This window comes from Gilliamella sp. X-60, from assembly GCF_057063585.1.
Window position 1 is genome coordinate 1 of sequence record NZ_JBXSQJ010000025.1, and the last position, 25381, is coordinate 25381.

Sequence of the window (25381 nt, forward strand, 5' to 3'; positions counted from 1 at the left end):
CCCGTTTTCTGTCGCGATTCGGGTTATATTACCTACCTTATCATAGCTATATTGGCGATTTAATAATGTTTTGCGATTCGCCGTTAACCCTATCAGTAAGGGGCGCTGTAATGAATCATACTGCTTAGTTTGCGTTGCATTAGGATAAGTCACTTTAGATGGCATAAACCAGCGGTAATCACTCCAGTTAATCACCTCGCCATTAGCCAGTGTTGCCTGTTTTAGCTGATTTTTATCATATCCATAGGTTACTTTTGTATTATCTGGATAGCTGATGGAAGCTAAATTATCCTCTTTATCATAAGCGTACTGCAAAGTCTTAGTAATACTATTTGCACCTGTGCCATAAGTAATCGTTTCTTGAGTTACTCGACCAAGTTTATCGCGCTGATAAACAAAGTGGGAATGGGTATCACCATTTTGTAGTATATCAATTAATTGATTAGCCTGATTATAGCTATAAGCGACAACCTGACTTGGGGTTGATTGGTCTTTTTCAATATAACTTTGTTTTACCAGATTTCCTGCCGCATCGTATTGGTATTGAATACGGTTGCCATTCGTTTGTCTTTGCTCGATTAATTGATTTGCTTGGTTATAGCTATACTCAACCTCATTCCCTAATGACTTGGTTTCTTTAATAAGATTATTATTTTTGTCATATTCAAACGTATATTGGTTATCATTTGCATCAGTGATTTGTGTTATATTACCTAATAAATCTGGAAGATAACGGGTTTCATGACCTAAAGCATCAATCGATTTTACAACTTGCCCTAAGGCATTATATTCTGTTTGTGAGGACCGATTCGCTGCATCAATAACACTGGTCATTAAGCCTAATTGTTCGTAAATACGATGAGTGGTTAATGTAGTATTCGTATCTAGTTGCTGATTAATCTCAGTGACTTTATCTAAAGCATTATAATTATATGTCTCAGTAAAGGTTGGATAAATAACTTTAGCTAATAAACCCGCTAAATTAGAACCTTTTTCACCATATTCATAAGTTAAGATATTCCCTGCAACATCTACTTCCTGTATGAGTTTATCATCAGTATTATACGTTTGTTGAGTGACTAACCCCGTTGGGCTAATGGTTTTGATTAGGCGATATAAGTTATCATACTGGTAAGTAGTGGTTTGATTGAGCGCATCAACGACTTTTGTTTCATAACCGTTCTGATTAAAGCTGTAACTATATTGGGTCTTATTACCCAACGCATCGACAACTTTGATTAATCGCCCCATTCCATCGTTCGACAAAGATACACTATGATTAAGTGGATCAATAGATTCTGTAAGATAACCCGCTAAATTGTAGTTAAACTGCCATAGTTGTTGTAGTGGGTTTTTTACTGTTTTTACTTGTCCCTGAATATTATGAGTGTATTGTGATTGATAGCCATTACCATCCGTATATGTCGCTATATTGCCATAACGGTCAAAAGTCCGCTGTAAATTAATAGTTTTACTACCGCCATTAGTGGTTGCGGAAATTTGTTGTCCATAGGAGTCATAATTAAAGCTTATAATGCGTTGTTCGGGTTTACCTGCCACATATACAACTTTAACAGGATGATTAAAAGCATCGTACTCAAGACTAATTACATCGCCTTTAGTATTTGTGATTTTTATTGGATTATTGGCTTTATTGTATTCATAAAGCTCTGTGGCGCCATTAGGATAAGTAATTTTTATTGGATAGTCGGATTGATTATATTGCACGGTTGTCGTTAATCCACGTTGATTAGTATACTTAACAGAATGATTAGCTTTGTCGCGTTGATAGGATTCAGTAATACTATCATTTACTGTTTTAGTAATAACACGACCTTTGGCATCAAATACGGTAACTGTTTTTTTGCCTATTGGATCATTAACAGTAATAGTATATTGCTTATTAACGCGATTATATTGGCTATTAAAAGTTGTGACCGCACCGGTTTTGTTAGTGATTTTACCTACTTGGGCCAATTTTGTATCGCGATTATCAGAACCTGTTGTAACAACTGTTTTTTTTGAAATAACCCCACCTTCTTTACCACTTATCATAGCGGTTTTTGGTGCAGGAGTTGATACGGTATAATCAATTTTAGTTACACCACCATCTGGCTCAGCTTTTTGGTTTAGTTGTCCATTTGCATCGTACCCATAATGCCATACATGACCAAGAACATCCGTGACCTTGACCAGTTTATTTCCTGACCATTCATAACTTACAACTCGCCCCTCACGATCACTGACTTTGATAAGACGTTCCTGATTATCATAAGCAAAACTATATACCTGTTCATCAAAATGATCTTTAATAGCAATGCAACGACCTTCTTTATCTAATGTAAAACTAACTTTTACATTATTAGCATCACCATATTCTAAAATGCGTCCTTTATCATCAAAATTAATCCAATTTCCTTGTTGATCGAACCAATGCCACCCACTATCTGTTTTCTTAATAGATACGTGTTCGTAGGTGTATAATTGTTCCTCACCAGTACGTTGATACATGGTACCAGCACGATCAATGGTTTTCACACTATTATCTAACGGATCAAGAATAAAGCGTAAATTAGCCCAAGCTGGATTTATATACCAACGACCATTAACCCAAGTTCGATTAAGTTTAACTTCACCACCAAGTACTTTGACCCGTAGGTCAATCGTACTTTCAGTATATTCGGTATTTGGTAATTTAACACTGGCGTCACTTATACCAGATATTTTTTGTATATCACCATTATAAAGTTGTGCACACGCTATTTTAGGTAATGAGACAATCATTATTGTCATCACCATAAAGATTGCTATATACCTGTTTATATTTTTAATTATCATGTTGCGATCCTTTGTGTTATTTGACACTTTAATTTTCATTTTTAAATTACCTAGCACCGCTTGCCGTACCGGCACTCGCACAATTAGCTTCTGGAGCACAACCAGGGGCTATTGGCATGGCAAAAGGAGAGCCTAAAGTACCACCAAAATGAATACCTTTACTCCAGTCCCAATTAAAATCTGCTAATGAACATTGCCCTACATATTGATAAAAATAACCACCGCTATTACCTTTAGATATATCACCATTAGCGCATATACTTTCATGTAGCTCTAAATAAGGAGCTAAATAACAGCTACTAACCGCATTTTTACTTTTAAATAACATTGTTTCAATCGTTGCTTCTGGTTTAACGCTTTGAGCTTGGTTCGAATCAAGAGCTGTGACTCGATAAGCAATAACTCTTTTTTCCTTAGGCAAGAGACTATTAGGTATTTCTCCAAAAAATTCATACTTAAATTTATTATCAGTTTTAGGTAAATTTAATACCACATTTTTAGCCTCTATCAGACCATAGTTAGTAATAGTGAGCTCACCCACTTTTTCCTCACCAATTTGTAAACCCGCTAAATTAATAGACATAGGTTCTATCAAAACAACAGGTGCTGGTACTAAAGTATTGAAAGTTGCATTTAACTCAATATCATAAATATCTTTAATTGCTGTTTCTGTTGTACCAAATTCAATATTGATGTTTTGGTACTCTAAAAAAATATGTTCATTAATAGTAGTATTAGGGCGAATAACAATGCGACCTGATACATCCGTATGGTTTGGTGCACTCACACGATAGCGATAAACTCCTGTGGGGATATTTTCTAATAAGGCGATCCCCTGTTCATTAGAGATAATGCTATATTGTTGAGTGAGCACAGCTTCATTTTGCAATTTAATCGTCGCACCTTTTACGCCTGCAATAGGATTACCTTGTTTATCCAATGTTGCTGTATAGATATCAGCAATATCAAATTGTGCATTACCCAGACCGCTTTGCGTCACTGAGATACTGACGGGAATTGATCCTAATATATTGTTATTCTGTGCTATTTTAAGATTAAAACGATAAACACCATCACTTACCTTGTTATCTGGTTGAGCAACAATTTGTAAAGGCAGTTGTTCATCAACAGCAATTGATTCAATTGTTTTATCAGTAGCAATAAATATCCAGTTTGGTGCTGGATTACCACTTTCATCAAGAAGTTCAATTTGAACATTTTCTGCTTTAGCCAATCCTTTATTGCCTAAATGAATATTGGCACTTACCATTGTTCCCTGTTGTAGACCCGTTTGAATATAATTTGGAATAGCATAAAGGGTTGGCATTGCTTGTCCTAACTGATAATCAATTTTCAATTTACCTCGTATTAAATCATTTGATTCATCAGCTAAAGCGACAAGATAAATACTTCCCGTTTCGGTTGCTGTATCATCAGCAATGAAATTAATCATGGTTAATTCAGTTTCACCACTATTTATATCAATTGGTTCAGATTTTATTTGTATCCCTTTTGGCAAAATACCATCCGGCTGATTATCTGCAGTTAAAACCCAACGTAAATTTTTAGCAGTAATATTCGCTTTAGCTACCATATTTATAGGCATTACAATGTTACGTACCGCTTTTAGATGATAATTTTGGTAATTAAAGGCGATACGATTAATTTCAAAACTAGCTTGTGAAGTTATAGTTAGTTCATCTGGATGAATAATAGCTACTTGGTATATACCTGCATCATTTTCTTGAGGCATAAAAGTATAAGAGAAATTTCCTTTATCATCAGTTGCAATGGCAATCTTCCGCTCAAAGCCATTAATTTTTAATACCAACTTAACTGGTGCATTAGCAACAACAGTATTATCCTTCCGATAAATCGCCTGCCCTGTAATTGTAATAGGTTGTAATCCATAGCTAACTTTTGGATTGATATTGGTAACTTTCCCTGTATAAGCTGTCGGTGGTGGGGCAGGAGGTTCCATTTTAACCATTACCTCACGTTCAATTGTAGCAACTTTACCACTCGAATTAATCGCTTTAACGGTTAATTTATGTTTACCATTATTTTGTTGTGTTAATGGCCAATGAACTTGATAAGGAGATTTGGTCAAAGTTGAAAATAATTGGTCATCAAGGTAAACTTCGACTTTATCAATTCCTAATTCATCTGTTGCAGATATCTGGATATCCATAGGAGCAAAAATCGCTTGATTATCTGCTGGTGTTATAATTGTTGCCTTTGGTGTCGGTAGTTTAAAACTAACTGAAACAGGTTTACTGTGTTCACTTATACCAAAATCATTATTAAGTACCGCCGTTAATTGATAATTTCCCTCTGCCTTAAGATCAACAACTTTATAAAAATAACCATTTTGATCAACTGTAACTGGATCATTAACCATTATTCCATTCAAATATAGCTGTACTTTTCCAGTTTCCTCAGCTTTACCTTGAACCTCTAAATTTGATATTTTAACCGTTGAATTAGAGACTGGTTGAATTAATATTGGCGCTGTAATACCAATAGCTAAAGGCTCTGTATAACCTGATTCATTACCAGCTTTATCAGTTACATTTAAACGTGCATATAATATTTCATTATCTTTAACTGGTAAATTCGGAATTTGGTAGCTATTTGCATCAATTTGGATATCTTGATCAATGAGCGGTGTATCAAAACTTGGGTTAGTTGCTATTTGTAAATGTCCCGATTTAACACCACTTAAATTATCATAAGTTGTAAAAATTACTTTCACTGTATCACTATTAATACGATTAAATTGTTTGAGCTTAACCACTGGTTTAATCGTGTCGATAGTCACTAAAGTTGAAAGAGGAGACCACATTTCCCATGTTCTACCATTATTAATACTTCCTCTGATACGAGCTCGATAAGATTGACCATTTTGCAAACCATTAACAAATGTAAATTGCCCTATATCACCGACTACTTCGCTATAAACTGTATTACCAGATGGATCTTGAATATCAATTTCATAACTATTGAGTGTACTAATTTTTTGCCATGACCAACTCGGCGCTTGATGGCTATAACGGTTAACTGGTATTGGTGCATCTAACGTTAATCCTGATATGTCAAAAAAATTATAAGGTGCATTTTGATCAACAATATACTTACTAAAATCACTATTTGGTGTAAATAAAATGGCTTGTTCTGATTTAACAACATCTGCAGTATTACAACCTATTTGTGCATAATTTGATGCGCCTTGGATACCGATTGTAGCACTGCTACCTTTGCTACGTTCGCCTATCAAATAACGATATTGATACTTAATTTGATTAGAGTTTTCATAAAGAATAGCCTGAAATGTTCCCATTGGAAGATTAGTACTAAAGTAATACTGGTTAGTCCATTGAACAATTAACCTCCGATTAGGTGCCTCTCCCTGAGTTTCATACTGAATAGTCCCTGTTGGCTGACCTGAAACATTGGTTCTTAAATCATCCCAAAACACATAAAGTGTATTTTTAAAATAAGGAAGACAAAAATTATGGTAGCTCCTAGTTGGGTCAGTAAATTGAATCAAACCATTAGTTGTGACATAAAATTGATCAAAATTGCTACCATAATAGTTAAAGCTAAATCCTATTGGGAAAGGACCTGCATATCTATCGTCACCATATAATCCAGTATTTGTAGCAGCATAACTAGAATGATAAACGAATACAGACAAAGCAAAGAAAAGGATTACATATTTATTTTTTTGTTTTATCGATCGTCTTTTTGAGGGCCTTATATTTAATTTTAAAGATAGACTTTTCCATCGTTTATAAACTTTCATTTTTTGCTCCATTAGAGTTAAAAATTCTTATTAAATTATATCGTTATCCTGCAAGGCTTGGACAAACTCTTGCCTGCGTTATTAACCAAGTTTGCCTGTTGCTTCACATAGTGTTGATAACTAGCTAAACCGCCTTCTAACCAAACAACTTCGCTTGACTCAGGAATCGTTAATTTGCGTTTTAATAATTGGGTGATATTCTCATTAGGGGTTATTAACACATATTGTATAAAGGTATCATTGTTAATAGTTTTATTTTTTAAAAAATGTTTTATAGCTAGATTAGATTCTTCTGTTAAATTAAAATTTTTAATAGGCTTTTCAGGTAATGTATCAATATCTTGTGGCATTAAGCCAATCGTAATGATCTGCCAGTTAATTGTCTTACCGCCTAATAGAAATTCTTTAGGGGTTATTATATTTGATAACTGCAAATTTTGTTTTTTTAGCTTGGCCCACGTTCTAATCCCCCCTAATAAAGCAAAAAGATGTTTATAACCTTTTTGCCTTAGTGTATTGATTGTTCGATTAATCATTTGTTGTTCAAAACCTGTTCCAATTAATACTACTGTTTTATCATAAAGAAAATCCTTTTTTTCTAAATGATTCAACGGGATAGTTAAAATATCTAATTGATTATGTAAGTTAGATAAATTCGATCTAACATCTATCCATACTACATCATCTGATAAATTACGCGCCTGTTCAATGGTTAACCAAAACGTCTTATCTAATGATTCTTTATGTTGGTTAATAGGCCAATGAGTAAAAAGATCTCTATAATTTTGGACATCTTCTTGACAATCATTAATTTCATTTGCAGAAATCTGACAACAAAAAGACAGCACAATACAAGAAAATAATAATCTACATAGCAAATTAGAATAAAAAACAGACATTTTTAAACTTCTTTTCAAGTTATTTAAATAAGTTTTAATACAATTAATTTTTATTTATTATTAAGATAGAACATAAATCTTGGTATTTGTTATAAAACAAGCGGCATAAGTACAACCTATAATGTTACTAATTATTTAAGAAAAATATTAAAAACTTGAAGACCATTTTTATAATTAATCTATCAATAGTCAGAGTTAACCTATATAAGTAATGTTTTACTTATATAGGTTAAGATTGATAGGGATGGTCAAACAATTTTTATAATGGTGTTACATATACTTTGATATCTCCATCCTTAGTAGCAGACATATAGAAATTACCTGTAAATTCATTATTCTTCCCAAGAATACCTGATTTAAACGGAATAAATATATCGGATTTAAAACTATAATCTCTACTTACCCCTGCTTTACAAACCTTACTTTCCAAATCAAAATTTGCTTTTCCTGGACAATAACGACTAGTCATTGCAACGCCAGAAAACTTAACCAAATAAGGCTTATCCGCTTGGAAATTGTAATTTTTAGGTAATAATTCATTCAACGAATATCGAAAACCTTTTATAACTGATGTAGTATTGGTTAATGAATTTTCCATATCAAGAGGCACAACGATCACTTTTATCGTTTCTGTTTGTTTGGCAAGTAGATAGATACTTCCTGTGATATGACTATCTCCATGAAGGATGCCTGACTTAGAAGGGATAAAAATATCTGTTTTAAAAGCATCTTTATTAAAAGTATAATTCCTATTTAAACCCGTTTTACATTTTTTAGTATTTTGATCAAAATTATTTTTCCCTGCGCAAATACGAGAAGCTATGTTACCAATAAATTCGATCATATAAGACTTATTGGCTTCAAAATAATAGTTTTCTGGTAATAATTCATTAAGTGAATATTTGGCACCTTTTGTTACTAAAAACGTGCCTACTACTGCTTTTATTTCGTTTGTATCACTCTCATATAGGGTATAACTTCCTGTACTATTAGTATCAAATAAATTAATATAATAAGACCAAGATAAATCATCGTTACGAATTTTGGATTGCCAAATATTTTCTGCAGGTAATACCTTGCCATCAGAACGAATTACCCTATTCATCTTTTGATTGCCTAAGCTTGGATCAGCTATTTTTACATAAACTTGTCCTTCCGTTTTTGGAAAAACGAGTTTTGTTTCTTTACCAACTGTAGTGAGTGTGGCATTAAGTGATTGATCTGATAGATCTGTGTTGAACCCTTCGGATTCATATACACGAATTACATCACCATCTAATGCTAAAAAGTCTGTAATATTATCTCTATCGGGTAAATCTACTCTTACATTATGAATCAAGGTATGCGTATTTACTGTTTTTAATAAAGATGTTACTGAGCCACCTAGCGTATCAGCATGGGTAAAAGTTGCATCAAATTCCACAAATTTACCATGCAAGCTAGTCATCATATCCCAACGTCCGACTTTAGATGTGTGCCCAGCAATATCACCGAAATCTAATAATAAACTTTTGTTGACCGCATGATCTCCCAAATAGCTACCTAAAATACTGAAGTCAATCAATAAATTTTGTTTATTTTCAACAATTTTAGGTTGGGCAGAATCAATGACTGTTTTATAAGAAGTACCGTGACCTTCATTCTTAACACGTACACCTAATGTAAAAGGAATAGATGGTTCAATTTCAGGAGTAAAGGGATCATCCCCATAAACTTCGCTTGGTATAAAATAATCTAATGTTAATAACGGCTGAGGTTTAATTACAACATAATCAGGTGGCACTTCTACGCTTATTTCTTGTCCATTCAATGTATAAGTAACTTTAGCACCAATATAATATAATGTATTATCAGATTCAGCCGCACCATATGCAGGAATAATTAACCAATGAGCTTCAGCTTTAGTTTTTGCCTTTATCTCACCATCACCATTAATACTATTGACGCCAGATAATGAGTTAATGCGATAAAAAAACTTTGCATCGTTATCATTAGCATTTTGAGTTGTCACTACTTGTTGATTATTTCTATCAGTAAAAAGCAATTCTATACGTATATTTTTTAGTATCGAATCCTCTAGACCATTATTAATTATCATTCGTGCATCAAATGCTTGTCGTTCAAATGATAATTTTTGTTCTATAACTATTTTTACTTCTGCACATATCGCATCTTGAGCAAATACTAACTTGCTAGAAGTAACGCTACAGATGAAAAAAAGTATCAACATAAAGTACCGATAGTATTTTTGTCTGAATTTTAAAAGTATGTTCATTTATAATTGACCTTTTATAATATTTTTATTCTGAATGAATCCATTTATAAGCGAATTAAATAACTTTTCCTATTCTTTATAGATTGAGCTCTGAAAATCGTTTAATAAAGCTCAAGGCTTTATTTTTTATATCTATAAGCAATTAGTGAGGATAATTAAGTAAATTAATAAACTATTACTACTAATTAACTTTTGCCTAATTCTGAACCGAAATACATTGCTAGTTCACAATTTGTTATCCCTATTATCAAATGCCAATGTTATTTTCATTAATATAAAATTAATCATTAAGCATATAGATAATCAACAAAGATAATCTTATTTTAGTATGAAAAATAAGAATTATAATAATTAAAGGAAATGAAATTTGTAATAAGTTCAATTGTTAGCATTTAGATGAAATATACTTTATTTGCTCTTAGACAAAAGAATCTATAATTTTTAATGTATTATCTTTTGACGCTAAAAGTAATTTAGATCTAAAAAACTAAATTCAACTTACTTCATATCGATTTAGAGGGATTTGCCTATACTAATAAATAATGCAACAACGCTAGGCTAGGCTAGCAACGCATCGCTCTCAATGGCCAATATTAAGCTAATACTACCCAATCATTGAACTAACTGATCAAGAAAGTGATTTAATTTACTTGCCATATTGTTCGACTATTCCATTTAAAATCAATACATACTCTTTTTAATTTATGTCATTTGTTTATTTTCATATAATTATTACTTTTAGTATAAACAACGATCATGAGGCTAAAGTATAAACCATTTTGAATTAAAATTTAACCTTTTTTTTGGTTAAAATATTTGTTTGAAGAATAAATTATGTTAGCTAAACATGCTTTATCTTGCCGCTAAAAACTTGTTAAAAAAGGGATTTAGGTAAACTTACATTTTATCAATTAAAATTTTTTAATTTGTAAACGCCACCGAGGTTTTATACTGAAACGAGCAAATTTCACGAAGCTTCTTGACAAATATTTGCTGGTTTCTTAATTATTTACAATTGTATTATCAGCTTTATTAAACCCTGAAACTTCTACTTGCCAGCCTTCTTTTCGGAATTTAATAACGGTATATCAAAAAATGATCTTGAATAAGATCAATTGTTACCTTTTGTTGAACCTCTTTAAAATGAAATAACCTAATAAATCTTGCGAATGATCCTCGACCAAAAGCGGACAAAGACAACCACTATGATATAAATAAAAATTATAGGAGGGCCATATTATAGCCAAAAAATTTTGCGTCGAATACTGTACTTCACAGAGGTCGTAGTAGCAAATATTGGAATATCGATTTTAAGAGATTATTGTTACAGTACAGACTTAGGAAAATTATGAATATTATTGGAATAATATGGTAGATTAACGTTTTTTCACACACAAAAAAACATATTATTCATGACTGCTATTACTAAATACGGGAGCTAGCCGTATAGTTCTATCTGAATATATCGAAATCTATTATAATCAAGTTTGGTGATATTCTACCAATGGTCGAATATCACCAAACAAATATGAATAATGATATTACCAAAATGAACAATTTATAGAAGTGAGCACAATCCAATATTTTGCTGGGGATCAGTTCGGTATGAATTCCCCCCTATAAAAATGGTGTCATTATGTTCGCTTTTCATCGTTTTATAGAATCGTACACCAATCCCATTCGTTTAATGATCATAGGCTTTAGTGTACTTGATATCGTCTAAATCGAGATAATCTGTAAGAAAAGAATGTAAACTTTTACATAAAAAATCGACTTCTATCAACTTAATTTGATAAGATTGCTTATTGTTGTAAAGCTAACGAGACCCTGCAACAAAAATCCCTTTCTCCAACACTTTGACAAATCTGTATAGTAAGTAATATCCATTTTTAAACATCTCATGCCGTTTAATTTTTTATCAAAATCAAGTTTTATAATGCTTACAAATTTATTTGATACAAACAACAAAATTATTACATGTAATATTTACATGTAATAATTTTGTGTTAATATAAACCACATTAATGATTAAATTAAACAAAAAATCCATGAAAAAAACAAAAGAGACCAAAAGCTCTGCATTTTATCAACAACAATATAGGCAACGCTTGCGTGAACAAGGTCTAATAAAAAAAGAAGTTTGGATTTTACCTGAAAATGCAACGAAATTACTCGAAATTGAAAAACAGTTTCGTCTAGTCAGTAACACATGCTTTAACAATAAACAGGAAAACAATAAAATGAAAAAAAATGAAGTTTGGTCAATTACAGATCTTTATCAAGCTTTACATGATTCACAATTAGCTAAACAAGGTTTTGCTAGCATTGAAGTTATCGATGGTATTGATGCTTGTTTGCATATCGTTATGCATGAATATGGTGATCTACCATTATTTTTAAGTGTTTCTAATCAACAAATTATCGTTGAAGCCCTACTTTGGCCTGTTGATATTGTCAAACAACCGACTCAATTTAATGAAGAGATATTATATACTCGAAAACTATTTCCATTATCCACCATTGCGATTGAAAAAACAGGCGATGGCTCATTAAATTATATTATGTATGGGGCGTTGAGTGCATCTTCATTACTAAACGATATCATTTATGAATTAGAAACTTTATCGGATAATGTCATTAAAGCTACCGAAGCTTATGAACAACATATTAACATTAACAAATTGAATTAAAATAAATAACAAGGAGATTAACAATGGCTATCTTCAAAAAACTAGTTACAGCACTTCGTGGTGGTGTCAATGAAGCAGGCGAAACAATTATCGATGCACAAGCGCTGCGTATATTAGACCAAGAAATTCGCGATGCAGATGTTGAATTAAAACAAGCTAAAGAATCATTAGCAAACATACTTGCTCAACAAAAATTAGCAGAAAAAGAAGTTGAAAAAATTCAAGCTGAAATCACTGAGTATGAAAATTATGCCATCAAAGCATTAGAAAACAATAATGAAAAGTTAGCTTTAGAAGTGGCTGAAAAGCTTTCAGTTCTTGAAAACGAACACAAAGTTCATAAAACACAAGCAATATATTTTGCTGAAAATGTAAAAAATCTACGTCAAACAATATCACAAACAGAAATTAACATTCGTAATCTTAAACAACAAGTCGATATTGTAAAAGCCACAGAGAGTGTGCAAAAAGCCCAATCAGCTATTGCTCAACGTTATGGTAATTCAACAACAAAATTACAAACAGCTTTGGATTCTTTAGAGCGAATTAAAAAACGTCAAGAACAAACGGCTGCAACGATCGAAGCAAAAAAAGAATTATCGGTATCTGAAAATCAAGATTCACTTGATCGTAAACTTGAGGAGGCAGGTATAAAATCGAGCAATCAAAATGCCGCGACAATTTTAGCCAGATTAAAGGAAAAACAAGCGAATTGATTTTTAAGTTTTATTTTTTTAAGTTAAAATAACCGAATAAAATTATAATAATAGCTAGCTATTTATGATAACTGTTTAAAAAAATATGAGTATAAAGGAAATATAATGGAGCTTTTTTGGGGAATATTCTTTTCCTTTCCGGTTGTTATTTTTAGCGCCTTATTAACACTTTGTGTTATGTATTGGTTAATTGCTGCAATCGGTATTTTAAGTATTGATTGTTTGGATATTGCAATTAACCTAGACGATATCACAACCGATGTCCCCTCATCAACATTAGGTGGTTTATTATTAAAATTTGGTCTTAATGATGTGCCACTGACACTTGTTATCACCTTAATTTCATTATTCGGATGGTCCACAAGTTATTTTGGTTTTCGCTTGTTGATTTTACCTTTATATGATTTTATTTTGTACTATTACCTAGTCGGATTATTTATTTTTATTATTGCCCTAACCATTTCAATTTACCTTACTGCATTCGTTATAAAACCAATTCGCCCTTTATTCAAAAAACTAAGTGCAACCAATGATCATAAATCATTATTAGGACAAATTGTTGAAATACGTTCCAGCACTGTAAATAAAATCAAAGGAGAAGCAACTTATGAAGATGGTGGGGCAGGATTGATTTTACAAGTTAGATGTGATGAAACATATCAATTTAAACGTGGAGATAAAGCAATACTACTAAGATATGATACAACCAATAATTGTTACGAAATTATTAGCATTGAAGAATTTAACGGATAGTCAGATTTCATTTTTTGGAGAAAAGTAAATTATGCATATAAATACAGATACAGTAATATTTTTTCTTGTAACAGTAGGAATTATTTATTTAATTATAATGGGATTTTTCTTATTATTTAAAGCTTTTTATATTAAAGTTCCTCAAGGTACAGCACTTATCGTTAATGATATGACCTCAAAACCCAAAGTACACTTTACAGGTGCTTTAGTTTACCCAGTTATCTACAAAAAAGAATTTATGAAAATTTCATTAATTACTTTTGATGTAGAACGTCGAGGAAAAGATGGTTTAATCTGTAAAGATAATTTACGTGCAGATATCTGTGTTGCTTTTTATCTTCGAGTGAACGAAACCACTGAAGATGTATTAAAAGTAGCCAAATCAATTGGTGTAGATAGAGCATCAGATCAAAAAGCAGTTAGTTCGCTCTTTAGTGCGAAATTTTCAGAAGCCCTGAAAACTGTAGGTAAACAATTTGAATTATCAAAGTTGTTTGAGGATCGCATGAACTTCCGTGAACGTATTATTGACGTTATCGGTAAAGATCTTAATGGTTATGCGTTAGAAGATGTTGCCATCGATTATTTAGAACAAACACCAATAAAATCGCTTGATCCAGATAATATTTTTGATGCGGAAGGGATCAATAAAATCACGTCAATTACTGCTGTTCATAAAGATGAAACAAACAAACGTGAACGAGATCTTGAATTAGCATTAAAGAAAAAAGATACCGAAACCATTGAAGCAAAATTGGAGCTTGAACGTCAGCAAGCCGATGCTGAAGCACGCCAAAAACGCGAAATCGAAACAATTCGTGCTCGCGAAGCTGCTGAAACATTAAAAGTACAAGAAGAAGAGCGCTTAAAAGCAGAACAAGCAAGAATCCAGTCTCAACAAGAAATCGAAGTACGTGAAGAAAATCGCCTGCGTGAAGTAGAAGTTGCACAACAAAATCGCCTACGAGCTATTGCTATTGAAGAAGAGCGTGTTGAAAGAGCTCGTTCTCTTGAAATCGTTGCTCGTGAACGTGAAGTTGAACTACAACGAATTGAAAAAGATAAAGTACTTGAAGAAGAAAAAAAACTTATTGCCAATGTCATTCGAGAACGTGTTGCTGTTGAAAAAACCGTTGCAGTCGAAGAAGAAAACATCAAAGAAGTACGTGAAGTTTCAAGAGCAGATCGTGAAAAACAAACCACAATTATTGAAGCTGAGGCAAGAGCCGAACAAGAACTCGTTAAACAAGTCAAACAAGCTGAAGCAGATGAACAAGCATCAAAACACCGTGCCATTGAAATTAGTACCATGGCTCAAGCTGAACTCGAAGCCGCAGCTAAACAGGCAGAAGCTAAAAAACAATTAGCACAAGGTATTGAAGCCGAAGAAGCAGCCATTGGTTTAGCTGAAGCTAAAGTTCGTAAAGCACGAGCCGAAGCAGAAGAAAAAGAAGGATTAGTCAAAGCCAATATTACAGCTGAAACCTTACTTGCCGAAGCGAGAGGTAATCAAGAAAAAGGCTTATCAGAAGCTAAAGTTATTGAAGCAAAAGCAATAGCGACTGAAAAACAAGGTCTAACTGAAGCTAAAGTACTTGAAGAAAAACTATCGGCTCAAGCTCGAGGCGATGAACGAATTGGTTTTGCTAAAGCAGCAGCAACTAAGGAACAAGGTCTTGCTGAAGCATTGGTTATTCGTGAACGCTTAACCGCAGAAGCAAATGGTTTAGTTGAAAAATTCCAAGCAATGGGCACAATGAATGAACAATCGAAAAACCACGAAGAGTTCCGTTTAGCACTTGAAAAAGGATTTGAACAAGCTATGGCAGCTATTGCTGCCAATAAAGACATTGCACGCGAACAAGCAAATGTTCTTGCAGCAGCATTTAGTAAAGCAAATATTGAAATCGTTGGTGGTAATGATAACTTCTTTAATAGCTTCTCTAAAGCAATTAGTGTGGGTAAAGCTATTGAAGGAACAGTTAATCAAAGCCCAGTTCTGCAATCTGCCTTACAGTCAGTATTATCACGCTTATCCGGTAACAAAAATATCGATTTACAAGATGCGTTGAAAAATGCAGATTTAAAAGCCTTAGCTAAGCAATTTTTACCATCCGATAGTAACCAAGAAAGTGATAGTTAAAAATCTTATACTTCTAGATAATTCTTAATTCTAATTATCACTATCAACTGTCTTTAGTTGGTTGTACAGACCGACTAAAGACAATAACCTTTCTGTATAATGATCAACGAGTTAAAAATGGCTGAAATAGAACAAGAAAATCAACAACAAACAATACTTGATAACGCCGTTGCTGAAGGTGGCGCTTATGAAATTCTTCGCAAACGTTTAACATCACTCGGACAAGAACTTAACCAAAAAACAGAGACACTAAACCAAGAAAGGCTTGCTGAATTTGGCAAAAGTGACATGTCAATTATTAGCCGTATTCGGATAAGAACTGAAAATAATTGTATTGCACGAGACATTGTACGTTTTGGCGATTGGTTATTATTTGGATATAACGTCTTTATGGGGTTAAAAAAAGAGACCAAAATAGAAGATGTGTTTTCACTTTACCAATTGATCGAGCGTGATGGTAATTACGAAGCGGATCTAGTTGATATTTCTAACACCTTTTTAAATATTGATCGGTTTGTTCAAGACTTTAATGAACTATATACATATTATAAAAATGCACAGTTATTACAACTTGTTGAACGTGATGGAAAACTACTTGCCAGTTTCCAAATTGGTGAACGTGTTAGCGATATTCGTGTTTTTCGATGGTCTATATCAAACGATAAAAAAAACATTAATTATATTGATAATCGTGGAGAGCGTGATATTGCACTTCCGCCCGCTTACGATTTTGAATGGCAAGAGACCACTCGTGAAAATATCGTTAATGGTCGATTCCCGCATGTAAATGTGTTAGATACTGTTTTTGTTGAAACCATTGGCGGTGATTTAACCATAAAATGTGAAAATAACACCAACGATGGTCTTGGCATTTACCGCGAAGATGTTATCGATAAAAATCAATCCATCAATGATGCTAAAATAGAGTACGCGAAAGTAGGATCTTTAATTCTATTAAAGGTATTACCTTATCGTGAAGATAATTGGCGTTATTTAGTCTATAATATACTAACACAAAAAGTACAAAGAATTGATTTTATAGGTCAAGCTTGTATCCAACTTCCAGAAGATCATGGCATTATTTTTCCTGGTGGTTATTATTTACAAAATGGCGAATACAAAACATTTGATCAGTCAATGTCGGGAATGCGTTTTAGGCGTATCAGACGTTCACCTAATGGTGAAGATGTTTTATATATATTTTATGATCCAACTTCTGGTCGCTTAGCATTATTTAATTATAATATGATTGAGCGTAAACTGGATAATCCTATTTTAGGTCAAGGTTATGCCGTGTTCGAAGATGGCAGAATGGTCGTATTCGAGGGTGAAAATAATGAACCCACTCGCGTCCACCCAATGCAAATTTGGCAAACACCATTTTATAGCGATGAATTTGCCGCAAGACAGCCAACAAATAACAGCTTTTTAGGTAGAATTGGTAATGCTGATCTAGTTCGTGGTATTTCTGATCTCTATTTTATTGCTCGCGAAATTGACAATCAATCCGTATCATCCCAACTATATAGCAAATTAAGTGAAGATACTAAACGCCTTTTTGATAGCTACTTTTGGTTAAGTGATGAACAAAATTTACCGTTTGCGCCAATTCTTCGTAATATCTCGCAAACAAGCGAATTAGTGCTTGATGAATATGAAAAAGTTGAAAGTATACGCCGCCAATCAAATAGCGCTATGCGCGAAGCAATTTCAAATCAACAAGATCTATTAGCAAAATTATATCCAGATAGTTGGAAAGAAACCCAAGAATATGTCGATGCTCTTAATGCCATAAAAATGCAATTAGGTAGTCTTGTCACATTAAGAACTTACCGTTATATCGATTTAAACCAAATTGAAATAATGGAAGATGAACTAAAAAAACGCCAATCTATCGTTTCTTTAGCCACTGCGGAATTTTTAGGTAGTGAACAAGCTTTAGCGCCATTCATATCAAAAATTGATAATATTGAGCATGACATTGCTAAAGCAGACTCTGCCGCAAAACTTAGTGAGCCAACAAAAATAGCTGATGATATGTCTAATGATTTAGATATGTTATCCCAATTAATGGCATCATTAAAATTTGATGATGTTACATTGCAAACAAAAATCATTGAATCAATTGCTGAAGTTTATGCCAAACTTAATCAAACGAAAGCCAGAATTCATCAAAAACGGAAAAATCTGTCTAGTGTTGAAATGGTTGCCCAATTTGGTGCCCAATTTAAACTATTTAGTCAAAGTATAGCCAATGCATTAGGGCTCGCAACAACACCTGAAAAATGTGATGATGAACTTTCGAGGCTGTTAGTTCAATTAGAAGAACTTGAAAATCAGTTTAGCGAAAGCGAAGAGTTTTTAAATGATATATTAGCAAAGCGCGAAGAGATACTAGAATCTTTTGAAACTCACAAACAAGCACTACTTGAAGACAGGACTAGACGCAGTGAAGCACTACTTACTGCAGCACAACGAATTTTAGATAGCATACCAAGAAGAACTGCGAAGTTTTCAGATCAAACTGAACTTAATGCTTTTTTTGTTGCAGATCCTTTAGCCCAAAAAATTCGTGAAATTGTCGAAAAATTAAGAGCACTATTTGATAACGTTAAAGCTGATGATATCGAATCCCGATTTAAAAGCGCACAAGATCAAGCAATACGCGCATTACGTGATAAATCAGAAATTTTTGAATCAGGCGGTAATGTCATAAAACTCGGTCCAAGGCATAAGTTTAGTGTCAATACCCAAGAGCTTGACCTAACCGTTGTACCTAAAGAAAACCACTTATATTTACAATTAACAGGTACCGACTATCAAGAAAAAATAGCGCATCCTAAACTAGAAAGCTACAAACCGTTTTGGACAATGTCATTAGAATCAGAATCCCCAACGGTTTACCGGGCAGAATACCTAGCCTACTCAATAATTAATTCTGCATTAAAAAAAGAACATGATTTTAGCTATGATGATCTTGTTAGCGAATTAAATCAGCCCGAAATATTAAATAAAACAGTACGCGATTATGCGGCAATACGATATCGAGAAGGCTATGAAAAAGGCATTCACGATCATGATGCTGTAAAAATATTATTAAAACTTATTCCACTTGGCGAAGTGGCAGGCTTGCTGCGTTATAACCCATTAGCACGCAGTCTAGCGATGCTTTATTGGCATCATAACCAAAAAAATGACATTGCTAAGTTATGGCCAGAACGCGCTAAAACTTGTATGGATATCTATTCACTGTTTGGTCATGAAGAAGGCTTAATCAATCTACGTACAGAAATATCAGAACAACTTGGTTTATTTCTACAAAAATATCCAATACCACACGATAATTACCACATCAAACAAGCATCTGAATATTTAAGCTATGTATTAGCCGAAACACCGCAACAATTTACGTTAAGTAAATATAGCCTGACATTGTTTGAAGGATTAAAAACACAACTAGAGCAGTCTCACATGTGGGGTGACTTTAATCAATCACAATTAAACCTAATGTCACGGATAGCCGATCGTTGGAACCTAATCGAAAGTTGGTTTAAAGGACTATGTACCCTACCTAAGTATCAAAAATTCGCTGCTTATATTGCTGAAGCAGCTATGCTATGTATTTTAGATAAAGAAAATGGCATCACCACAACAATTAGCGAAATTGACCTTGATATTACAGTTAATGATCTATTAGGCGAACATCCAAGCATCAAACAAGGTGTATTAAAGATAAATCTAGATGACTTCTTCAGTCGTATGCGTAAACAATCACGAGTAATAATTCCAGAATTTAAACATTACCAAATGCTTCGCCAAGAGGTTTTAGAAGAACAACGCCACTTTTTACATCTTGAAGAATTTAAGGCAAAACCATTAAGTTCATTTGTGCGTAATAAACTTATTAACCAAGTTTATTTACCAATTATTGGTGATAACTTAGCAAAACAAATGGGCACCGTGGGGGAAAGTCGTCGCACTGATTTAATGGGATTACTGTTACTTATATCCCCTCCGGGTTATGGTAAAACAACCTTAATGGAATATATCGCTAATCGTCTGGGATTAATTTTTATGAAAATTAATGGACCGGCATTAGGTCATAGCGTGTTATCGTTTGATCCCGAGCAAGCACCCAATGCAACAGCTCGCCAAGAACTTGAAAAGCTTAACTTAGCACTTGAAATGGGTAACAACGTTATGCTTTATCTTGATGATATCCAACATACCAATCCCGAATTTTTACAAAAATTTATTTCGCTCTGTGACGGCTCTCGACGCATTGAAGGGGTCTGGAAAGGTAAAACCAAAACCTATGATCTGCGAGGCAAAAAATTCTGTGTGATCATGGCGGGTAACCCCTATACCGAATCGGGCGAAGTCTTTAAAATTCCTGATATGTTGGCTAACCGTGCCGATATTTATAATTTAGGTGAAGTGCTTGGGGGCATGGATGAAGTGTTTGCGTCAAGCTATATTGAAAACTGCTTAACATCCAATCCTATTCTTTCGCCTCTTGCCCTGCGTGATCTTAATGACCTTTATCGATTAATCGATCATGCGCAAGGAAAACCACTTAATACCAACGAACTTAGCTATACTTATAGCCAAGCTGAAATTAGCGAAATTATTGCTGTACTTCGTCATTTATTAAAAATTCGTGAAGTCGTGTTTAAAGTCAATCAACAGTACATTGTCAGCGCAGCACAATCCGATAAATACCGAACAGAACCACCATTTAAATTGCAAGGTAGTTATCGAAATATGAATAAGCTGGCAGAAAAAGTATCTTCGGTTATGAATGATGAAGAATTAAATCAAATCATTGAAGATCACTATCTTGGCGAAGCACAATTGCTCACCAACGGCGCTGAAGAAAATTTACTAAAATTGGCAGAAATTCGTGGTGTATTAACCAAAGAGCAAGCTCAACGCTGGCAACAAATTAAAGCCGACTTTATGCGCAACAAAACGCTTGGTGGCGATGAAGCAAATACAGGCATTCAAATTGTTACACAGCTTGCTGATTTAGTGCAAAGCGTGCAGGCATTGAAATCATAAAAATTAGCGCTTTTGGATAAGAATTTGCTTTTATAAAAATCAAATAAAATCAACGTTATTACTAACTGTTTTTACAAAAAATAAAGTGATATTTTGTGAAGTAGATTGGTTGGATATGACTGATTTTAGAGATTTTCATGTTTGCTAGCCCAAATAGTCACAATTTTCCCCTCGCCTGAGCGAGGGGATGGTCAATCCGCTAAATCGGACGTGGTAACCGTTGTTACTTTCTAAATCAAAAGATGATAGAGCGTCTAAAACCTAGCTAAACTTTAAAAATTGATTATCTAGTTACAAAAGCGCAAACGCACTATTTTGTTCTCCCCTAGTCCAACCTTGCGATGGAGCTTGGTTATTTGATAACTTATCCTTAATTAGCACCATAAACCCAACCGCGACCTTAAGAGTTAAAAACTAAATGCTAAAAACTAAGGAGTAACGCAAATAGAGTTATGTCGATGAACATTAAACCCGTCGACATCGAGCACGAAGTCGGAATCTATGTGACCATTCGATTGTACCATGTATTTAAATCGATCTCCCTGAGAATCGCTCGTCCAGTAGTCGAGAGAGTCAAAGTTTGCTCCGCGGTAATAGAACACCTCTCCCCACTCCGTAAAGAACCCTGCTCCTATCCAACGTGAGCTATAATTACCTTTTATTGAGGACGGCGTGGCACCAACAGCCCCTTCACATCTATGAAAATCACAGACTGCGTTAGTCAGCTCTTTCACCTGTGGCACTCGATAACCTAACCCCCCACACCAAGCGACAGTATCAGAATAAGTATACCAAGGTGAGCCTCCTTGATGCACGAACCACTTTTGCAGAACAAATCCATATTTTATTACTTCTTCACCATAATAAGGATCTCTACCCACTAACTCAAAAGTTTGCGGTAACCTTGGCACCGGAATTCGACTTGGATGGGGATTACCCCGCTGAGCGCTTGCATCAGGGCCTGTTAGCGTCACACGCACGAATGAGAATGGATGTCTGGTTAAAAACCAATTCCGATTCCGAGCTAAACGCTCCATTTCTGTTATCTGTTTCACTGTCGCGGTAATTCCTTCATGCGTCACGGGCGTCCATGTCAATCCATCTACATAGCCATATATGACTAAATCAAAATACAATCCATTTGCCCCCGCAGTCGGAAAATTAAGCGCGTATGATGCGGGATTGGTGTCTTTGTCTTTAAAGATAAATCCCAAATCCCTGTCCCACATGTCAGCGATATCTCTGTCTCTAGCTCCTGAAAACAACATTGGGGTAACGAACCAGATAGTTGCTGGGGGACTGGACGGCGGGAATATTATAGCATCACTACGATTATTCCCTCGACCATTTTGGCCAGCTAATGCCGGCAAATGCCGGCAAATGCCATAAACATGACAATAATAACAATGCCAACAGGACTTTTCGGGATAATTTTGATAGTGATTTGTGAAATAACTTCGAGAATATAAACGAGGCAAGAAAAGAAACTCGTCTGATGCGTCTATTTGATAAATTTAAGCCGTAGGTTTGCCAGTGCTGGTGTCTGGTGTCTGGTGTCTAAAATGATACTGCATTATGGTTCACCTGTCAAGTAAATTTATGTTTTATTTCGATTTTTTATATTTATCTGCTTATTAAATAAGCTTGTTTTTTAATAATCGGTGAAATTATAACCATTTTAAAAAAGCTTGGCTAGCTTTTTTTGGGAGATTTTTGGGCGAAAATTATTTAGGAGTGGCTTCAATTAAGTTTTATGAAATGCTTTAATAGATTGGAATATTATTTTATTATTAATAATCAAAAAATAAAATGAAATCAATATATTTCCTGACAATTTTTTGCCTAATATTGAGGCTTTTGTTTAGGTTGGTGGAATGGATTGGGTGTAGTGGTTTCAGGCATGTGCAGCTTAGATGTTCAAAATAGCTATAGTGACCAGTCCGAGTTAGGGAATTATAGCGAATTCCCTAACATGACAATGCGGTAGCGGAAGCGACATTTAAAACAATTAAAACCGAGTTTGTAAAAGGCCAACGTTTCAACTCAGCAACTGAGTTACAACGCGATTTTTCGGCTTATGCCTATTGGTATAATCAGAAACGATTGCATTCTTCGTTAGGCTACTTGCCTCCCGTCGAATTAAAAAAACATTTACCCCCTTCATTTTTGTTTGAAAATGTGTTGCCATTCCATTGTTTATACTCTAAATATTTATCCCAAAGAAGTTGCCTCAACATCATTCGTGCGGTTTATCCCTATGTGCATAGGGAACAGAATCTCGATTTGTTAAAAAAATCGGCAAAGGGCGGTTTATCCCTATGTGCATAGGGAACAGCCAGATGTGCAAGTCGATTTCACCGCGCTACCCGGTTTATCCCTATGTGCATAGGGAACAGGTCGTTGTTTTCTGGTTTGTATTCTATGTCGTCGGTTTATCCCTATGTGCATAGGGAACAGACAAGCAAAAGGAGGAAGCGAAGAAACGAGCTCGGTTTATCCCTATGTGCATAGGGAACAGATCAATTATAACATTTTGTTTTATAATTAAAATATTTTAGTTTAAATTTCTACCAACTTTTTTAATTATTCTTAAAATAACAATGATTTTATAACACATTGTTTTTATTAAATTAATATTAAAAATAAGATAGAGAATATGGCGATTTTTTTATTCTACCAATTAATCTTTAAATTTCTTATAGTTATAACATAGTTAGCAATAAAACAAGGTATTTCTTTATTAAAAAAAGCACAATTTTTGTTAAAAATATTCAGGAATCTATACCGTTTCAGCGTGAAATTATTTTAAATTTAATGATTTAATAAATTTTATTTAAAAAGAATAAGGTTGCTTAAATTGCTTATTCAACAAAGACGTTAAGCAGCTATCACATACTGGTTTAACTAACAGAACTAATTCATATTAAACAATGTTTATTTAACCATTTTTAAAAAAAAGTTAAATGTCCCACTAAAATAACGTATAGCTTTTTAGCTAAACTGTTTGTTATTTGCATTCAGTGATAAAAAGATAAGATTAAATAATATATAGGAAAACATTGAGTTATTTACATTTCATGATTATCGTTTTTCCTTTATTCTACTAATTAATTTTTAATTTTCTTATAGTTATAAAATAGTTAGCAATAAAACAGTTTTTTCTTTATTAAAAAAGCACAATTTTTGTTAAAAATATTCAGGATTCTATACCGTTTTAGCGTGAAATTATTTTAAATTTAATGAGTTAATAAATTTTATTGGTAAAGAATAATATACCATTTAATGTATTTATTCCGATAATGAGCGTGAATATCAAGGCACAAGTGAACACCTATTTGTTAAAACAGGTAATAATCATCTTATTAATCAATAATGTTACAAAAACCACCTGCCCGCAAACGAATGGGAAAGCAGAAAGAGTGATACGAACTTTGAATTGCGATGTGGCATAATCAGTAAATTTTCGAAGATTCAAAAGATAGGCAACAATGTTAAAATTAGGGCAATGACATTCATTAACTCTGATATCCTAGATAATTGCACCGATTATACACAAAAAACAAATACAATTATCCAGAATAATTGATTATTACTGTGGTTTTTCTGGCCACTCGATATCTGGCGCAGTATCGACATCAATACGATTCAATAAAGCACGGTATTTTTTCCAAGTGGTGTATAACGCTTTTTCTTCATCGGTTGCAATATCAGTATCAATTGCGTCTTGTAGGTAATCAATCTGCGTAGTAGCTTCGCTTAATAGCTGTTTTTTTTGTACTGTTGCTACAGCTATATAATGCTGATGCTGTTTGTTTTCATCCAATACCCACTTTTCTCCATCCCACGAGCAAAACTCGCTAGACGGCTTTAATAGTGTGTAATCGGCTGGGATGTCGCCGATTTCTGTTACAGCTGATTCTGCACCATTTTCTGTTGAGTAGATTTTTTTACCACGATGATCGCTTGGGTATGTCCACTTGTCGTCAACTCTAACGATTGCGTGCTCATCATCAACTGAATTCGGAGCGTCTAAACACACATGATCGGGCAAACCGATCCCCTCGGCAACATATTCGTATGTTGCGTTGATAAATTCACCAGTTTTTGTATCTGTATTATAAATTAATGCCCAGCCCTCGATTGTTACAAAACCATTTTTATCAAACTGTGCCATTTTCGGTGTTAATTGATATTTCATTAT

11 protein-coding genes, 1 pseudogene and 1 CRISPR repeat array are annotated in these 25381 nt (G+C 33.8%); of the genes and pseudogenes, 6 read left to right on the top strand and 6 right to left on the bottom strand.

What is annotated here, in order from left to right; all coding sequences use genetic code 11:
* The 4 genes from ACYIAM_RS11280 to ACYIAM_RS11295 all read right to left on the bottom strand — a co-directional run.
* Positions 1 to 2838: hypothetical protein (locus ACYIAM_RS11280; protein ID WP_483748329.1), on the bottom strand; the 2838-nt coding region annotated here is incomplete at its 3' end.
* A 46-nt stretch (positions 2839 to 2884) separates the two neighbouring features.
* Positions 2885 to 6643 carry an Ig-like domain-containing protein gene (locus ACYIAM_RS11285; protein ID WP_483748330.1) on the bottom strand — a complete coding sequence of 1253 codons (3759 nt, stop codon included), beginning with the start codon at positions 6641 to 6643 and terminating at the stop codon, positions 2885 to 2887.
* Positions 6644 to 6678: 35 nt separating this feature from the next.
* The gene (locus tag ACYIAM_RS11290) at positions 6679 to 7542 is read right to left on the bottom strand and encodes a rhodanese-like domain-containing protein (protein WP_483748331.1); all 864 of its coding nucleotides are present in this window, start codon (positions 7540 to 7542) and stop codon (positions 6679 to 6681) included.
* A gap of 259 nt (positions 7543 to 7801) precedes the next feature.
* Positions 7802 to 9817, bottom strand: a complete 2016-nt coding sequence (locus ACYIAM_RS11295; protein ID WP_483748332.1) for a hypothetical protein — start codon at positions 9815 to 9817, stop codon at positions 7802 to 7804.
* A gap of 2048 nt (positions 9818 to 11865) precedes the next feature.
* Between ACYIAM_RS11295 and ACYIAM_RS11300 the strand changes: the two genes are divergently transcribed.
* From ACYIAM_RS11300 to ACYIAM_RS11320, 5 genes are all read left to right on the top strand, one after another.
* On the top strand, positions 11866 to 12507 hold the full coding sequence (locus ACYIAM_RS11300) for a YjfI family protein (protein WP_174797271.1): 642 nt from the start codon (positions 11866 to 11868) through the stop codon (positions 12505 to 12507).
* A gap of 23 nt (positions 12508 to 12530) precedes the next feature.
* A complete protein-coding gene (locus ACYIAM_RS11305) occupies positions 12531 to 13223 on the top strand; it encodes a PspA/IM30 family protein (protein ID WP_174797272.1) in 693 nt (230 codons plus the stop codon).
* Between the two features lie 105 nt (positions 13224 to 13328).
* Entirely contained in the window at positions 13329 to 13976 is a 648-nt protein-coding gene (locus ACYIAM_RS11310) for a hypothetical protein (protein WP_174797273.1), read from the top strand.
* Between the two features lie 31 nt (positions 13977 to 14007).
* Positions 14008 to 16119 carry a flotillin family protein gene (locus ACYIAM_RS11315; RefSeq protein ID WP_174797274.1) on the top strand — a complete coding sequence of 704 codons (2112 nt, stop codon included), beginning with the start codon at positions 14008 to 14010 and terminating at the stop codon, positions 16117 to 16119.
* Between the two features lie 117 nt (positions 16120 to 16236).
* Positions 16237 to 21180 (top strand): DNA repair ATPase, encoded by a 4944-nt coding sequence (locus tag ACYIAM_RS11320; protein ID WP_174797275.1) that lies wholly within the window; start codon positions 16237 to 16239, stop codon positions 21178 to 21180.
* A gap of 428 nt (positions 21181 to 21608) precedes the next feature.
* Here ACYIAM_RS11320 and ACYIAM_RS11325 read toward each other — a convergent pair whose 3' ends face one another.
* A complete protein-coding gene (locus ACYIAM_RS11325) occupies positions 21609 to 22658 on the bottom strand; it encodes a hypothetical protein (RefSeq protein WP_483748333.1) in 1050 nt (349 codons plus the stop codon).
* Positions 22659 to 23166: 508 nt separating this feature from the next.
* On the opposite strand from ACYIAM_RS11325, the pseudogene ACYIAM_RS11330 reads away from it, so the two are divergent.
* A pseudogene (locus ACYIAM_RS11330) lies at positions 23167 to 23316 on the top strand (IS3 family transposase); the annotation flags it as partial.
* A 109-nt stretch (positions 23317 to 23425) separates the two neighbouring features.
* Positions 23426 to 23698: a CRISPR direct-repeat array (repeat unit 29 nt; unit sequence CGGTTTATCCCTATGTGCATAGGGAACAG).
* Between the two features lie 1071 nt (positions 23699 to 24769).
* Here the strand turns inward: ACYIAM_RS11330 and ACYIAM_RS11335 are convergent.
* Positions 24770 to 25378, bottom strand: a complete 609-nt coding sequence (locus tag ACYIAM_RS11335; protein WP_483748334.1) for a tail fiber assembly protein — start codon at positions 25376 to 25378, stop codon at positions 24770 to 24772.
* Positions 25379 to 25381 lie beyond the last annotated feature (3 nt).

Bases quoted from the DNA above. Each gene is read 5' to 3' on its own strand.
- ACYIAM_RS11285 (WP_483748330.1), bottom strand. From the start codon at position 6,643: ATGAAAGTTTATAAACGATGGAAAAGTCTATCTTTAAAATTAAATATA.
- ACYIAM_RS11290 (WP_483748331.1), bottom strand. From the start codon at position 7,542: ATGTCTGTTTTTTATTCTAATTTGCTATGTAGATTATTATTTTCTTGT.
- ACYIAM_RS11295 (WP_483748332.1), bottom strand. From the start codon at position 9,817: ATGAACATACTTTTAAAATTCAGACAAAAATACTATCGGTACTTTATG.
- ACYIAM_RS11300 (WP_174797271.1), top strand. From the start codon at position 11,866: ATGAAAAAAACAAAAGAGACCAAAAGCTCTGCATTTTATCAACAACAA.
- ACYIAM_RS11305 (WP_174797272.1), top strand. From the start codon at position 12,531: ATGGCTATCTTCAAAAAACTAGTTACAGCACTTCGTGGTGGTGTCAAT.
- ACYIAM_RS11310 (WP_174797273.1), top strand. From the start codon at position 13,329: ATGGAGCTTTTTTGGGGAATATTCTTTTCCTTTCCGGTTGTTATTTTT.
- ACYIAM_RS11315 (WP_174797274.1), top strand. From the start codon at position 14,008: ATGCATATAAATACAGATACAGTAATATTTTTTCTTGTAACAGTAGGA.
- ACYIAM_RS11320 (WP_174797275.1), top strand. From the start codon at position 16,237: ATGGCTGAAATAGAACAAGAAAATCAACAACAAACAATACTTGATAAC.
- ACYIAM_RS11335 (WP_483748334.1), bottom strand. From the start codon at position 25,378: ATGAAATATCAATTAACACCGAAAATGGCACAGTTTGATAAAAATGGT.